Raw genomic sequence first — 13,124 nt, 5'->3', positions numbered from 1 at the left:
TGCCCGCCTTGTTCAAGCTTCCGCCTGGGCCAAGCCTGACGTTAGATCCATGCGGCTCGCGCCCGTTATGCTCCGCCTTCAGTCCGTTTAATCCGAAGCGGGCGTTGATCGCGAGAGTCGGCGCTTCGTCGTCGGCATTGGCAAACTCCTCGGGGTGGGTCTCCGCCGCCTTTCGGCCCGCGATGCCGGCCGTTGTCACTTCTAACCACCTACGAGCGTGTGAAGCCACGATAGCTGCGAGGAAGGCGGCGACGATAGCCGAAGCATTGGCCTTTTCCAAGACACGGGAGCGCACCCTTCGTTTCGGGCGAAGACAATGCCGTCGAACAAGAGCGATATGGAACGGGCGCGCTTCTTCTTTCCGGACGTCAGGGCCTCCCTTTGTTCGAAGAAATCTTCAGTTTTTCGGCAGAAAATCGCTCTGAACCTCCGAGTCAACACGATTTCGTAGCTGACTCCTGGACGTCCTTCACTGGAAACTAGGGCCTTCTCGTTGACCGAAAAGTCGAACTTCATCATTATGACGCCGCCGAAACAGGAGCCAGTCCTGCAAGAATGGAGCCTATGCGCCTTCTGATCAACGTCTTCGTCGCGACCATGATGTTGCTGGGTTCGCTTGCCGCGTCCTGCATCGCCGGGCCTGCCGATCATGGTCACGCCGCTCCCGTCTTCGTCAGTGTTCCTGCGACCTCCGAAGGCCACCATCGCAGTGATGGTCGATCCATCTCGGGAACGCACTGCCAACAGGACGGCATCATCGCGCAGGCGTCAGAAGCCCATTATTCGCACCCCGACACCATCACGTTTATCGTCGTCGCTCCCATCGCCCTCGTCGGCACTCTTGACCCTGTCGAACAGCGTCCCCCTATCGCTTTTTCAACCTCGGCTATCCGAACAGACTGGAGGCCGCGCTAGGTTATTCCGGCGAGGCTCTCATGGTGCATGGCGCCTGCTCGTCCTCGGGGTGCTTTGCCCTGACCGACCAGGGAGTTGGTGAAATCTACGCCGTCGTCGAGAAAGCCCTGAGGGGCGGGCAGCAAGCGTTCCAGGTGCAGGCCTACCCGTTCCGGATGACGCCACAGAACCTGGCCGCCCATCGCGACGACCCGAATTTCGCCTTCTGGAAAAACCTCAAGGAAGGCTACGACATCTTTGAAGTTCGACGCCGCGAGCCGAGGGTCGCCGCCTGCAGCAGGAAGTACATCTTCGACGCCGAGTTCAAGGACGGCGACCCACCGGATCCGCTCGCAGCATGCCCTCAGCGCATCGATCAGCCCGATCCGGCAGTCGTCGCGAAGACGTCCGCCGATGACCAGAAGTACAAGGAACTGGAAGGCAAAAGCTTCATACCGCTCGCCTACCAGGATGGCGGGATGCACCCGACCTTCCGTACGCTACTCAAGGAAAACGGCGGCGAAAAGCTCGCAGCGAAGGTCTCGGTCATCAAGTGCCCGATCAGCCGTCCAGTGGCTGCGCTGGCCGATCCATTCGATGGAGGGGAGTGACGAATCCTGTCGGGATAGTCTGCGCCGCCACTTGGATTCTAGGGGCGGAGAACCTTAAACACCCATCATCACTTCCTTTCATTCTGCCGCCTCGAGACTGCGCTCGTCCTCCGCGATCGACTGCTTCTGCGCGGACGCGGATGGCAGCCCCCATCCCTTGACCAATGCGTAGACTGCCGGGATGACGATCAACGTCAGCAAAGTCGACGACACCATGCCGCCGATCATCGGTACGGCGATGCGCTGCATGATCTCCGAGCCGGTGCCCGTCCGCCAGAGGATCGGCACCAGACCGGCCATGATGGCGACGACCGTCATCATCTTCGGCCGGACGCGCTCGACCGCGCCGACCATAATCGCCCTGTTCAGGTCCAGCTTCGAGAAGGGCCGGTCTTCTTTTTCGCAGGCTTCGCGCTGTTCCTTCAAGGCGTGCTCGAGGTAGATCAGCATGATCACCCCGGTTTCGGCGGCCACTCCTGCAAGGGCGATAAAGCCGACTGCGACCGCTACCGAGGCGTTGAAACCCATCCACCACATCAGCCAGATGCCGCCGACGAGCGCGAAGGGCAGGGACAGCATGACGATCATCGTCTCGGTCAGCGCCTTGAAGTTCAGATAGAGCAGCAGGAAGATCAGCGCCAGCGTCAGGGGGACGACGATGGCGAGGCGCGCCTCGGCGCGTTGGAGATATTCGAACTGACCGCTCCATGCGACGGAATAGCCGGGCAGCAGCTTCACGCTCTTGGACACCGCCTGCCGGGCTTCCGCAACATAGCCGCCGAGATCGCGGTTGGCGATGTCGACGAAGGTGTAGACGGCAAGCTGGCCGTTCTCGGTGCGGATCGTCGTGGCACCGCGGGTCAGCCTCACGTCCGCGACCTCGCCGAGCGGTACCGTTCCGCCGCCGGGAAGCGAGACCTGCACGTCCCTGGCGATCGCCTGCGGATCGCTGCGGAAGGCCCTTGGATAGCGGATCGCGACTCCGTAGCGTTCCCGTCCCTCGACGGTCGAGGTGACGACCTCGGAGCCGAGCGCCATGCCGACAACGTCCTGGATGTCGCTGACCGTCAGGCCATATCGGCCAAGCGCGGTACGATCAGGAACGATATCCAGATAATAGCCACCGATCACCCGTTCCGCATAGGCGCTCGACGTTCCGGAGACCGTCTTCAGCACGCCCTCGATCTGGCGGGCGATGTTCTCCATCTCGCCGAGGTCGGTGCCATAGACCTTGACGCCGACTGGGGTCCTGATCCCGGTTGAGAGCATGTCGATGCGGGCTCGGATCGGCATCGTCCAGGCGTTCGAGACGCCCGGAAACTGCAGGGCAGCATCCATTTCCTGTTTCAGGCTTTCGGTGGTCACCCTGGGCCGCCACTGCGATTTCGGCTTCAGGGTGATGATCGTCTCGAACATCTCGGTTGGCGCGGGGTCGGTGGCGGTGAGCGCACGCCCGACCTTGCCGAAGACGCTTTCAACTTCCGGAAAGGACTTGATGATCCGGTCCTGCGTCTGCATCAGTTCGGCAGCCTTGGTGACGGATATGCCGGGCAGGGTGGTCGGCATGTACATCAGCGTGCCCTCATCGAGATTGGGCATGAACTCGCTGCCGATATGGTGCGCCGGCCAGACGGTCGCCGCCAGGATGGCGACGGCGGCGAGGATCGTGAGCGATTTCACCTTGAGCACCCCGGAAATGGCCGGGCGGTAGAGCCAGATCAGGACACGGTTCACCGGATTCTTCTGTTCGGGCACGATATGCCCGCGGACGAAGACGACCATCAAAGCGGGTACCAGCATCACCGACAGAAGTGCTGCGGCTGCCATCGAGAAGGTCTTGGTGAAGGCGAGCGGCCCGAACAGGCGGCCTTCCTGCGATTCCAGAGTGAAGATCGGGAGGAACGACACGGTGATGATCAGCAGGCTGAAGAACAGCGGCGGGCCGACCTCGCTGGCCGCCTCCACAAGGATCTCGGTCCGAAGCTTGTCGGGCGGCGCCCGCTCGAGATGCTTGTGGGCGTTCTCGATCATGACGATCGCGGCATCGATCATCGCGCCAATGGCGATGGCGATGCCGCCGAGGCTCATGATGTTGGCGCCGAGACCAAGCAGCCGCATGGCGATGAAGGCAATCAGAATGCCGACCGGAAGCATGACGATGGCGACGAGCGCGCTTCGGACATGCAGAAGGAAGGCGATCGTCACCAGGGCGACGACGATGGATTCCTCCACCAGCGTGCCCTTCAACGTCTCGATCGCTGCTTCGATCAGGGTCGAGCGGTCGTAGACGGGCACGATCTCGGTTCCTGCCGGAAGACTGCCCTTGACCGACTCCAGGCTCTTCTTGGCGTTGTCGATGACGGTGAGCGCATTGGCACCGAAGCGCTGGAGCACGATGCCGCTTGCGACCTCCCCTTCGCCGTTCAGCTCGGTGACGCCGCGCCGCTCATCCGGCACGAGCTCGACCTTCGCCATATCCCCGAGCTTGAGCGGCACACCATTCTGGCTCTTGAGTACGATGTTCTCGATGTCGGGGATGCCCTTGAGATAGCCGCGGCCGCGCACCATGAACTCGAATTCGGAGAGTTCGACGGTACGGCCACCGACGTCGATATTGCTGGCGCGCACGGCATTGGCGACATCGTTGAGCGATACACCTTGGGACTTGAGGCGGGCCGGATCTACGACGATGGAATATTGCTTGACGAAGCCGCCGACGCTCGCGACCTCGGCCACTCCTTCGGACTTCGAAACCCCAAAGCGCACTATCCAGTCCTGCAGCGAGCGCAGCTCGGCCAGGGACAGCTCCTTAGCGACCACTGCATACTGATAGACCCAGCCCACTCCAGTCGCATCCGGACCGAGCGTCGGCGTGACACCCTGTGGCAGGCGGCTCGAGGCCGCGTTCAGATATTCGAGGACACGGCTGCGCGCCCAATAGGGATCGGTGCCGTCGTCGAATATCACGTATACGAAGGAGACGCCGAAGAAGGAGAAGCCGCGCACGACCTTCGACTTCGGCACTGTCAGCATCGAGGTGGTTAGCGGATAGGTAACCTGGTCCTCGACCACTTGCGGGGCCTGACCGGGATATTCGGTGTAGACGATGACCTGCACGTCGGAGAGGTCGGGAATGGCGTCGAGCGGCAGAGAGCGCAGCGCGTAGATGCCACCCGCCACCGCGACCGCCGCGCCGACGAAGATCAGCACGAGATTGTGAGCGGACCAGGAAATGACGCGGGAGATCATGGCTTGGCCTCCTCGGTCATGGCACTGAGGGCCGAGTTCAGGTTGCTTTCGGCGTCGAGAAGGAAGTTGGCGGAGACGACGACCTTGTCGCCGGCGGCAACGCCCTGCCGGATCTCCGTGCTGTCGTCGCCGCGGACGCCCAGGGTCACATCCTTCGGCTCGAATTTTCCGTCGCCCCTGTCGATGAAGACGACCTGACGGTCGCCCGTGTCGACGACGGCGCTGTTGGGCACGGCGACGACAGGATTCGGCGCGCCCGCCTCGATCTCGACATCGGCATACATGTTGGCGCGCAGCATGCCGTCGGGGTTGGAAAGTTCGATGCGGACCTTGGTCGTGCGCGTCTGCGTCTCCACCTCGGGATAGACGAGGTCGACGGTGCCGCGGAAAGTCCTGCCGGGAAGGCTGCGGATCGTAATATCCGCCTTCGCGCCAAAAGCGACGGAGGCAAGATCGTATTCGGGAACGTCAGCGATCACCCACATGTTGGAAACGTCCGCGATGCGGAACAGCACGTCGCCGGGCTTGGCCATCATGCCCGCAGCCGCCGTGCGCTCGAGGATGATGCCATCGCGCGGGGCGGTGTAGGTCATGCTCGTCGGCACCTGGCGTGTCCTCGCGATGCCTTCGATCACCTCTGGCGGCACGCCGAGATTCTTCAGGCGCAGTGCCGAGGCTTCATCATTGCCACGCGAGCCATTCAGGCCTGCAGCGTATTCCGAGGCGGCCGTCGCGACTTCCCTGGAATAGAAGCGGAAGAGCTTCTCGCCCTTGCCGATTTGGTCGCCCGTCGTGACATTGGCGACATCGTCGACGAAGGAATCCGTCCGCATCGAGATGATGCTGACAAGGCGCTCATCGAGTGCCACAGTGCCCGGCACGCGCACCGCGCGGCCGACGCTGGCCATCTCGGCGGTTGCCGTCTTCACGCCCGTGCGCTGCAGCTTGCCGAGTGAGACCTTGACGGTCGAGGCGTCGGACTGCTCGCCCTCGTAGACGGGAATGTAGTCCATGCCCATCGAGTCCTTTTTCGGCACCTTCGAGGTGTCGGGCAGGCCCATCGGATTGCGGTAGTAGAGGATGCGGCCTTTGGCAGGCTCTGTCGGCGCGGCATCGGCCGCCTTGGTAGATGAGGGGGCTTTCGCCTCGTCCTCGAAGCTCACGTCCTCGCTTGCATGCACGGCGACGAAGGGACGGCTGTCGTCGGTGTTCTTCGGGGTCGGGGAGAACTGCGGCAGCCCGTCCGGATGGCGGTAGTAGACGATCGCTCCGGTTGGGACGGCCATGGGCGCGGGCGTGGCGAGCGCCGTTACGGCCAGATCGAAGGGAAGCGACGAGACCAGGTTGTTCGTGCCAGCCCAATAGCCTCCCCCGCCGAGCAATACGGCGAGGGAGAGCGTGGCTGCCACGCGCGATGGAGTGCTCAAGGAGCAGCCTTCAGGACGAGTTCGCCCTGGACGGTGTCCGGCTCGCCCTGGACCTTGGCGGCGAGCTTGAAGCGCCAGCCGCCGGCCATGGTGAAGTCCGTCTTGAAGGCGTAGACGCCAGGTTCCGTCGAAGCCGCCGCCTCGACGGGAGTCGTCATCATCTCCATGCCCTCGGGGGCCATGTCCATGCGGGTGGTGAAGATGACGGCATCGGGAACGGGCTTGCCCGTCCGCTTGTCGACCAAACGGACGGAGACCAGCGATCCCTGGCCCTGGTTGACCTCGGTCGAAATCGGTTGAAATTCATAGTCCTGCGCGGCTGCGTAGGACGCGGTGGCGGAGCCGACGATCAGCGCGCCGGCAAGGAGCATCGCTCCTGCTGAAAAGGAAGTCTTGTTCATGATTTCCGATCTCATCGGGACGGATCTCCTGATCGCGTCCTCGGGCAAAATTGATGGCCATCGGATTCCAACGAACGCATATGCGCGTCCGGTGTGAACCGCAGGCGTGTTTCAAGAATGAATTGAGATCAGGCTTTTGGAGGGCGGGCGGGAGGATCGACAAAGGCCGACGTCAGTTGCGACGGGTGCATCAGATCGTAGCGGTGGGACCGCCATGAAACCGCGAATGACCAGCCGTGGCCGCCGGAGACGTGAGCGAAGATCGACGTCGTGCACACGAGTGACAGCGGGCAGCCCTTTGCACAGTCCGGCTTGACGGGCCGCTTTTCCGGACAGCACGGCATCTCCTCCGCCATCTTCATTCCGGCCATGGAATTCATGTCGCCAGTCATCGCCGGCGAAAAAGAGGCCATGGCGCTGCCTGCCAGCCCGATGCTGGCCGGGCCAAGGATGACCGCGAGCATCGTGACGAGCAGGAATAGGCGATGGAGGGCCTTCAGGAGATTCATAGACCACATACTGGCATGACGCTTCCGGGATTGGAAGCCCGGGTTCACGGAGATGTGTTGGGTGAGGGCAGCTGAAATGTGAATCGTTAACCGCATATCCGTGTCAAATTTCGTTGTTTCCGACCTCATCTGTTTAGTACCGACAGTCACAATGTGGTCTGTGGCAAGATGGCTTGGAACCAACTCCGCTCCCCATCGTTGGCGCTTGGTAACTGCCAATGATGCAAAGGAGGAAACGATGATTTCCGCAGATCAGATCCGTGAACATATGGAAGTGCGGGCTGCCGACGGCACACACGTCGGAACGGTGGATCAGCTTGACGGTCCGACCCGCATCAAGCTGACGAAAACTGACTCGGAGGACGGCAAACATCATCTGATTCCACTCGATTGGGTCGATCACGTCGACGCCCATGTTCACCTGTCGAAGAATGCCCGGGATGTTCGCAGCCAGTGGGCCACCATCAATTGAGGAGTGAGAGGCTGCGGCTCAGGCTGCGGCCCTCCTGCAACGGGGCCTCCAGCCTCGTCCGGACGAGAGGAGATCGAGTATGCCAGCCAAATCCAAGGCCCAGCAGAAGGCGGCAGGTGCCGCACTTTCAGCCAAACGCGGAGAGACGCCTAAGAAGGAGCTCAGGGGAGCTTCGAAGCAGATGGAAGAATCCATGAGTGAAAAACAACTCGAGGAATTTGCATCGACCAAGACCAAGGGCAAACCCGAGCATGTCTCCAAGTAGTCGTTCAACAGCCGGCGAGACCTATGTCGAGGTCGAAAGCATCGAAAATCCTGCGACGTCATAGGCCTGTGAAAGGGCATCGAAAATCGCGCGGGCGGAGGCGTCGCGGTCCTTGGCCATCCATCGCAGTTCGAACGTGACGCCAGGTCGGCCCTCGCTGGTCTGCCCAAAAGAAACGAATTGGGCAGCGCAACCGAACGGTCCAAGCACCTCCGACGGTTCCGGCAACTCGGCTTCGGAGCTGTGAATGACGAGTGTTGCTTTCTGTTCGCAACGCAGCCACAGATCCAGCTGCTTCATCGGCGACAAGACGATGAAGGCGACCGCGGTCGCTGCCGTCCCGGTCAGCATCTGGCCGCCGCCGAAGCAGAGACCGACGACGGTCATGAACCACATGGTCGCGGCCGTGGTGACGCCGGTCATCGTGTCGCCACGCCTCAGGATCGCGCCGCCGCCGATGAAGCCGACGCCCGTCAGCACGCCCAGGGGAAAGCGCAGCACGTCCATCTGAGTGAAATAACTAAAGGTCTTTCCGTAGGTCGATAGAAGGAGGTTTGCCTGGATCATCGCCAGGCAGGCGGCAAGAGCCACCAGGATCGTGGTCCTGAAGCCCGCCGCGTGACCGCCGCGCTCGCGATCGAGGCCAATCAGTCCGCCCGCGATCACCGTCAGTATGATCCGCAGGGCGATCTCCCACCAGCTTGGCGTCAGCGGCATCGCGTCTGTCAGGAATGAAGGCATGGTCTGATCCTGACTGTGTCGCCGCTCTTTCGCTGCCGGCCGGGCATTCGTTCCTCCTGCGCTACAGTGCGTCTGGTCGATATAAACGCAACGTCCGCCAGGACGTTCCCGGAACGCCAGGGCCGTTGACGTTTGCAACAGATCAAGATTGGCGGTTTGTCGGCCATCGGTGTATGGTTCCGGCGGGGGCAATTCCCCCACCAATCATAAAAGTGCATAGCATCTAGAACGGAGACATTGATTGGCTGTTGCCTTCACCAAGGAAGAGAGTTTCGAAACCGCTTCGGAAACCCTGTTACCGGATCGGCCAATTTCGCCGCATCCCAACCTCGTCACGGAAGCTGGATTGAGGGCTCTCGAACTGCAGTTTCAGCAGGCTCGTGCGGCCTATGATACGGCGATCGCCATCGAAGATGTAAATGAACGACGGCGCCAGGCTGCCAACCCCCTACGTGATCTCCGATACTTATCGGCCAGACTTCGCACGGCCCAGCTCATCCCTGACCCTACGTCAGCCGACGTGGTTGCCTTTGGCCTTACCGTCACTTTCACCCGCGACGACGGACGCGTGCAGACCTATCGGCTCGTCGGAGAAGACGAAGCAGATCCCAAGGCGGGATCGATTTCCTACGTCTCGCCGGTGGCGCAGCTGCTGATGGGCAAGGCTGTCGGCGATGTGGTGGAGACAGGCGGCCAGGAGCTGGAGATTATTGCCATTTCCTAGTGAAGATCGAGACGCTGGAAGCCAACATTGCCAAGATCGAAGCGGCTGAGAGCGGCAGGGCTCAGGCACCGGCCCCAGTCCGCCGCCAAATTCTCCGGCGAGAGCGAGCGGATCGGCACGAAGAACTTCGACGAAACCAGCGGGTTCGGCAGCCGCACGGCCTACGTCTGATCGCTCCAACTGAATAAATCCCTCTGCCGCGGCGGACTCTGGAGAAAAGGCTGCCTGACGGTCATTAAAGACGGCGCATCGCCACGGCGACGACTTCCCGCGTCAACTCCCCCAGGCGGTCGGCGGCGAGGCGGTTTATCTGCCAGTAGAGCGGGACGTCCAGTGGCGTCTCGGCAACAAGTTCGATGAGCCGCCCCGATGCGAGATGATCGCGGGTGAGCAGGGTCGGGTTCATTCCCCATCCCATGCCGGAAAGAGTGGCCTCGAAGAAGCTTTGTGGCGCGGGCAGCCAATGTGTGGGGTAGTCCAGATCTTGACCAAAGGTTTGCCTAACCCAGCTGCTCTGGAGCTTGTCCTTCTGATTGAAGGTCAGGGCCGGAGCGTTGCGGATCGCTTCCGACGTAACGCCGTCCGGGAAGTGGCGGGCGACGAAATCGGGTGTTGCGGTGGCGTTGTAACGGAGAGTTCCAAGCGCGAAACGCCGGCATCCCCGGATCGGCTTCTCCAGGCTGGTGACGGCTGCGATCACCCGTCCTCGCTGCAGCCATTCGGCGGTGTGATCCTGGTCGTCGACGGCGACATTCAACAGATAGGAGGAAGTTTTGGAGAAATTCGAGATGGCCTCCACGAACCATGTGCCGAGGCTGTCGGCGTTGGTCGCGATCTGAAGCGTGACCCTTTGGCGTGGCTCGTCGGGATCGACGAGAGCCGGCAGCTGCCCGAAAAGCTCGGCCTCCAGCATGCCGACATTCTCGATGTGACGGCAGAGCCATTCTCCTTTTTCGGTCGCCGTACAGGGGGTGCCTCTGGCGATCAGGATCACGCCAAGGCGTTCTTCGAGCTGCTTCACCCGCTGCGAGACCGCCGAAGGCGTCACGTTCAACACGGTCGCCGCCCTTTCGAAGCTGCCGGTCTGGACGACGGTTGCAACGGCGCGAAGAGCGGGATAGTCGAGCATGGATTAATATCGCTTAATCAGGATAAGATAGATTAATTAGACTAAGCTAACTTCAGGCGATACCGCAACTCCATCGAAGCTGAGAGCGGTTGCCCAAACGATGAATTTTTCAATTTACGTGACAGGTCTGATGATAGGCCTCAGCCTGATAGTCGCGATCGGCGCGCAGAACGCCTTCATCCTTCGCCAGGGCCTGCGCAATGAACATGTTTTCGCCGTCTGCCTCACCTGCGCCTTATCCGACGCCGTACTGATCATGCTCGGCGTGACCAGCCTCCAGCAGATCGCCGGATTGCTGCCCTGGCTCAATCCGGTCATGCGCTACGGGGGAGCCGCGTTTCTGGCCTGGTACGGAGTCAAGAGCCTCTATTCTGCCTTACGGTCGTCCGCTGTGCTCACAGCGGCGGAAGCCGAAACGACAAGCTTTTCCCGGACGCTTGCGACCTGCCTCGCACTGACCTGGCTCAATCCGCATGTCTATCTCGACACTGTCGTGCTGCTCGGCTCGATATCGACGCGCTATCCAGGACAGCAGGCTTCCTTTGCTGCAGGCGCCGTGACCGGCTCCTTCCTATTCTTCTTTGTGCTCGGATACGGCGCGACGTGGCTGCGGCCGATCTTCTCCAGGCCGGCCTACTGGCGGATGCTCGAGACGCTCGTCGCTGCGACGATGTGGTTTATAGCCTTCAAGCTAATAGGCGGGATGTAAGCCGATCGCCTTGAGGCCATCGGCCCGGCCCTGTGTCGCCGAGTTCGAACGGCAATGCCGTCAGAAGACCTGATTGCCCTGATCCGAGCCAAAGATCGGCATTATGCACGCGATTCCACGATCCTCAGAACCCGCTTCGGTCGAGCTGCCGCGTTGAGGGGCGGCAACTCCATTTCACGCTGGCAATCAGCCAGCAGGTGCGACGGAAATCGCTTCAACTCCCGCAGCGCATGTTCGTGGTTCGCATCCCTGCGCCGTCTCGACTTGAATGCGGAAACGGCCTGTAGGATATTCCAGCTGCTTGATTGCGCCATGTCCAGTCTCCTTTGCTGCATCCAGTTCCGATACGCAGACTATGGGGAGCGATTGACATTCAATCAAACAAAATGATATGCGGTTAAAGATCAGAAAAATTGAAAGATGCGACGATGAGCCTTCCCTTTCGCCGTCCCATTCCTTTGCTTGACAACGATGTGCTGCGCACCTTCGTCGCCATTGCCGAGACGGGCAATTTTTCCACCGCCGCCGAAGCGGTGTTCCGCACGCCTTCGGCGGTTTCCATGCAGATCAAGAAGCTCGAGGAACAACTCGGCGCGACGCTGTTTTTGCGCGATGCCCGCTCGGTGACGCTGACGCGCCATGGCGAAATGCTGCTCTCCTACGCCCGCAATATTCTGGCCCTGTCGAACGAGGCGGTGTCGCGCTTCATCATGCCGGAACTGACCGGGGTCGTCAGGCTCGGTGCGCCGGAGGATATCGGCGAGCGGCTGTTGCCGAGAATCCTCAAGAGCTTTGCCGAAAGCTACCCCGGCATCATGGTCGACGTGACGATCGACATGAGCGTCGGGCTGAAGAAGCGCATGGAGGAGCAGAGGCTCGACCTGGCGCTGATCAACTGCGCGACCCGGCCGTTTCCGACCGGTGGCGAAGTCGTGTTCCGCGAGCGGCTGGTCTGGGCCGGCGCAAGGTGCGGCTCGGCGCATCGGCGCGATCCCCTGCCGATTTCGATCTGGGAGGATGGCTGCATCTGGCGGCAGGAGGCACTAGCCCAGCTTGAGCGCAACAAGCGGCCTTATCGCGTCGCCTATCTCAGCGGCCACACGATGGCGCAGCGCGCCGCCGTGCTTTCCGATCTCGCCATCGCGCCGCTGCCGCTCTCCTATGTCAGCGAGGACATGTCGATCCTCGGCCTGCAGGAAGGGCTGCCGGAGCTCGGCTCCTTCGATATCCGGCTGCTGACCGCCTCGCAGATGTCGGGACCGATCGAGACGGTGGCCGACAGCATCCGGGGCGCTTTTGCCGAGAGAGCGAAGGCTGTCGCCGCCTGAGGATGTCTTTCAACCGTGAACTTTTTCGCCACTTGTGCGTTAGGGGCGCGGATGGCATGAGTGCCGTTCGGGGTTGATTTCAAACAAGGATATTCGAAATGACGACAACGGCCAAAATTGCCGCAGCCTTCATGGTTCTTCTTGCTCTTTCCTCCTGCGGCAACACGATCCGCGGTATGGGAAAAGATACGGCGAACGCCGTCAACGCCACCCAGGATGCAGGCCGCTCGGTCGACCGGGCTGCGAGGAAGTAATCGGGCCGGCAGCTTTGCCGGACTGAAAGGCAATCCGAGGCCGGATCAAGGCCCCGGAGGATATGCCTTTTCGAGGCCGCCGGATCGGCTAAGACCGGTCCGGAAGGCTTGGTAGGCGGGATGCTGGCTTGAGCGAGCGGTTTCCATCAGCCGAATCTGCAGGCGATGCGGCGCCTTGGTCCCGAGCCACAATCCGAGATTTTCAAGCTTCAGCGAGTTCAGGAAATGCGACTTCGCGGCAAGGTCGAGATGGCGCCGCAGGCCGTCGAGCAGGTTGTCATCCTGGGCGGCATTTTCCATGAGCAGAGCCAGATATGATTTATCGGCTTCCGACAGCGCGGCGAGCTTTTCCGCAACGGTATCGCGGTCGGGAAAGGGAACGTTGCCTGTCATTCGAATCGTCCGGTGGTT

The 13,124-nt window shown here is 61.4% G+C and carries 16 protein-coding genes and 1 pseudogene; 9 read left to right on the top strand and 8 right to left on the bottom strand.

The window, feature by feature from the left end; genetic code table 11:
• Positions 1-564: 564 nt before the first annotated feature.
• Entirely contained in the window at positions 565-915 is a 351-nt protein-coding gene (locus tag RHE_RS12840) for a hypothetical protein (protein WP_011425764.1), read from the top strand.
• Positions 867-1,505, top strand: a pseudogene (locus RHE_RS12835) (hypothetical protein); the annotation flags it as partial. The gene RHE_RS12840 and the pseudogene RHE_RS12835, both read left to right, overlap by 49 nt.
• Positions 1,506-1,583: 78 nt before the next feature.
• Here RHE_RS12835 and RHE_RS12830 read toward each other — a convergent pair.
• The 4 genes from RHE_RS12830 to RHE_RS12815 all read right to left on the bottom strand — a co-directional run bounded on the left by RHE_RS12830 (position 1,584) and on the right by RHE_RS12815 (position 7,091).
• Positions 1,584-4,754 carry an efflux RND transporter permease subunit gene (locus tag RHE_RS12830; RefSeq protein ID WP_042118631.1) on the bottom strand — a complete coding sequence of 1,057 codons (3,171 nt, stop codon included), beginning with the start codon at positions 4,752-4,754 and terminating at the stop codon, positions 1,584-1,586.
• Positions 4,751-6,181, bottom strand: coding sequence for an efflux RND transporter periplasmic adaptor subunit (locus tag RHE_RS12825; RefSeq protein ID WP_157700404.1), 1,431 nt, complete (start codon positions 6,179-6,181; stop codon positions 4,751-4,753). The genes RHE_RS12830 and RHE_RS12825 overlap by 4 nt, the downstream gene beginning before the upstream one ends.
• Positions 6,178-6,597, bottom strand: a complete 420-nt coding sequence (locus tag RHE_RS12820) for a FixH family protein (RefSeq protein ID WP_011425760.1) — start codon at positions 6,595-6,597, stop codon at positions 6,178-6,180. Before RHE_RS12820 ends, RHE_RS12825 begins: the two co-directional genes overlap by 4 nt.
• Before the next feature lie 113 nt (positions 6,598-6,710).
• The gene (locus tag RHE_RS12815; protein WP_063503082.1) at positions 6,711-7,091 is read right to left on the bottom strand and encodes a hypothetical protein; all 381 of its coding nucleotides are present in this window, start codon (positions 7,089-7,091) and stop codon (positions 6,711-6,713) included.
• A 238-nt stretch (positions 7,092-7,329) separates the two neighbouring features.
• Here RHE_RS12815 and RHE_RS12810 point away from each other — a divergent pair, with 238 nt between their 5' ends.
• Positions 7,330-7,563: a DUF2171 domain-containing protein gene (locus RHE_RS12810; protein WP_011425758.1), complete on the top strand. Its 234-nt coding sequence runs from the start codon at positions 7,330-7,332 to the stop codon at positions 7,561-7,563.
• A gap of 79 nt (positions 7,564-7,642) precedes the next feature.
• Complete coding sequence (locus RHE_RS12805) at positions 7,643-7,828, top strand: DUF3008 family protein (protein WP_020921551.1); 186 nt, start codon at positions 7,643-7,645, stop codon at positions 7,826-7,828.
• A gap of 21 nt (positions 7,829-7,849) precedes the next feature.
• Here RHE_RS12805 and RHE_RS12800 read toward each other — a convergent pair whose 3' ends face one another.
• The gene (locus RHE_RS12800) at positions 7,850-8,569 is read right to left on the bottom strand and encodes an MgtC/SapB family protein (protein WP_020921550.1); all 720 of its coding nucleotides are present in this window, start codon (positions 8,567-8,569) and stop codon (positions 7,850-7,852) included.
• Between the two features lie 241 nt (positions 8,570-8,810).
• Between RHE_RS12800 and greA the strand changes: the two genes are divergently transcribed.
• Together greA and RHE_RS33605 are read left to right on the top strand one after the other, a co-directional pair.
• Positions 8,811-9,293, top strand: coding sequence for a transcription elongation factor GreA (gene greA, locus RHE_RS12795; protein ID WP_011425756.1), 483 nt, complete (start codon positions 8,811-8,813; stop codon positions 9,291-9,293).
• A gap of 27 nt (positions 9,294-9,320) precedes the next feature.
• Positions 9,321-9,464 (top strand): hypothetical protein, encoded by a 144-nt coding sequence (locus RHE_RS33605; RefSeq protein WP_157700403.1) that lies wholly within the window; start codon positions 9,321-9,323, stop codon positions 9,462-9,464.
• Positions 9,465-9,528: 64 nt separating this feature from the next.
• Here RHE_RS33605 and RHE_RS12790 read toward each other — a convergent pair whose 3' ends face one another.
• Entirely contained in the window at positions 9,529-10,422 is an 894-nt protein-coding gene (locus tag RHE_RS12790; RefSeq protein WP_011425755.1) for a LysR family transcriptional regulator ArgP, read from the bottom strand.
• A gap of 100 nt (positions 10,423-10,522) precedes the next feature.
• Here RHE_RS12790 and RHE_RS12785 point away from each other — a divergent pair, with 100 nt between their 5' ends.
• Complete coding sequence (locus RHE_RS12785) at positions 10,523-11,131, top strand: LysE/ArgO family amino acid transporter (protein ID WP_011425754.1); 609 nt, start codon at positions 10,523-10,525, stop codon at positions 11,129-11,131.
• Positions 11,132-11,232: 101 nt separating this feature from the next.
• Here RHE_RS12785 and RHE_RS34330 read toward each other — a convergent pair whose 3' ends face one another.
• Positions 11,233-11,445 carry a hypothetical protein gene (locus RHE_RS34330; RefSeq protein ID WP_041678675.1) on the bottom strand — a complete coding sequence of 71 codons (213 nt, stop codon included), beginning with the start codon at positions 11,443-11,445 and terminating at the stop codon, positions 11,233-11,235.
• Between the two features lie 114 nt (positions 11,446-11,559).
• Here RHE_RS34330 and RHE_RS12775 point away from each other — a divergent pair, with 114 nt between their 5' ends.
• Complete coding sequence (locus RHE_RS12775) at positions 11,560-12,459, top strand: LysR family transcriptional regulator (RefSeq protein ID WP_011425753.1); 900 nt, start codon at positions 11,560-11,562, stop codon at positions 12,457-12,459.
• A gap of 98 nt (positions 12,460-12,557) precedes the next feature.
• Positions 12,558-12,713 carry an entericidin domain-containing protein gene (locus tag RHE_RS12770; protein WP_011425752.1) on the top strand — a complete coding sequence of 52 codons (156 nt, stop codon included), beginning with the start codon at positions 12,558-12,560 and terminating at the stop codon, positions 12,711-12,713.
• 45 nt (positions 12,714-12,758) lie between these two features.
• Here RHE_RS12770 and RHE_RS12765 read toward each other — a convergent pair whose 3' ends face one another.
• Positions 12,759-13,106 carry a hypothetical protein gene (locus RHE_RS12765; protein ID WP_011425751.1) on the bottom strand — a complete coding sequence of 116 codons (348 nt, stop codon included), beginning with the start codon at positions 13,104-13,106 and terminating at the stop codon, positions 12,759-12,761.
• Between the last annotated feature and the right edge of the window lie 18 nt (positions 13,107-13,124).

The sequence above is a fragment of the Rhizobium etli CFN 42 genome (assembly GCF_000092045.1).
GTDB lineage: Bacteria > Pseudomonadota > Alphaproteobacteria > Rhizobiales > Rhizobiaceae > Rhizobium > Rhizobium etli.
Note: the sequence above shows the minus strand (reverse complement) of the source record. Positions and strands in the feature narration are given on the sequence as shown.

Excerpts from the sequence above, each read along its gene's own strand:
- RHE_RS12840 (WP_011425764.1), top strand. The coding sequence starts at position 565 with ATGCGCCTTCTGATCAACGTCTTCGTCGCGACCATGATGTTGCTGGGT.
- RHE_RS12830 (WP_042118631.1), bottom strand. The coding sequence starts at position 4,754 with ATGATCTCCCGCGTCATTTCCTGGTCCGCTCACAATCTCGTGCTGATC.
- RHE_RS12820 (WP_011425760.1), bottom strand. The coding sequence starts at position 6,597 with ATGAGATCGGAAATCATGAACAAGACTTCCTTTTCAGCAGGAGCGATG.
- RHE_RS12815 (WP_063503082.1), bottom strand. The coding sequence starts at position 7,091 with ATGAATCTCCTGAAGGCCCTCCATCGCCTATTCCTGCTCGTCACGATG.
- RHE_RS12810 (WP_011425758.1), top strand. The coding sequence starts at position 7,330 with ATGATTTCCGCAGATCAGATCCGTGAACATATGGAAGTGCGGGCTGCC.
- RHE_RS12805 (WP_020921551.1), top strand. The coding sequence starts at position 7,643 with ATGCCAGCCAAATCCAAGGCCCAGCAGAAGGCGGCAGGTGCCGCACTT.
- RHE_RS12800 (WP_020921550.1), bottom strand. The coding sequence starts at position 8,569 with ATGCCTTCATTCCTGACAGACGCGATGCCGCTGACGCCAAGCTGGTGG.
- RHE_RS12790 (WP_011425755.1), bottom strand. The coding sequence starts at position 10,422 with ATGCTCGACTATCCCGCTCTTCGCGCCGTTGCAACCGTCGTCCAGACC.
- RHE_RS12785 (WP_011425754.1), top strand. The coding sequence starts at position 10,523 with ATGAATTTTTCAATTTACGTGACAGGTCTGATGATAGGCCTCAGCCTG.
- RHE_RS34330 (WP_041678675.1), bottom strand. The coding sequence starts at position 11,445 with ATGGCGCAATCAAGCAGCTGGAATATCCTACAGGCCGTTTCCGCATTC.
- RHE_RS12775 (WP_011425753.1), top strand. The coding sequence starts at position 11,560 with ATGAGCCTTCCCTTTCGCCGTCCCATTCCTTTGCTTGACAACGATGTG.
- RHE_RS12770 (WP_011425752.1), top strand. The coding sequence starts at position 12,558 with ATGACGACAACGGCCAAAATTGCCGCAGCCTTCATGGTTCTTCTTGCT.
- RHE_RS12765 (WP_011425751.1), bottom strand. The coding sequence starts at position 13,106 with ATGACAGGCAACGTTCCCTTTCCCGACCGCGATACCGTTGCGGAAAAG.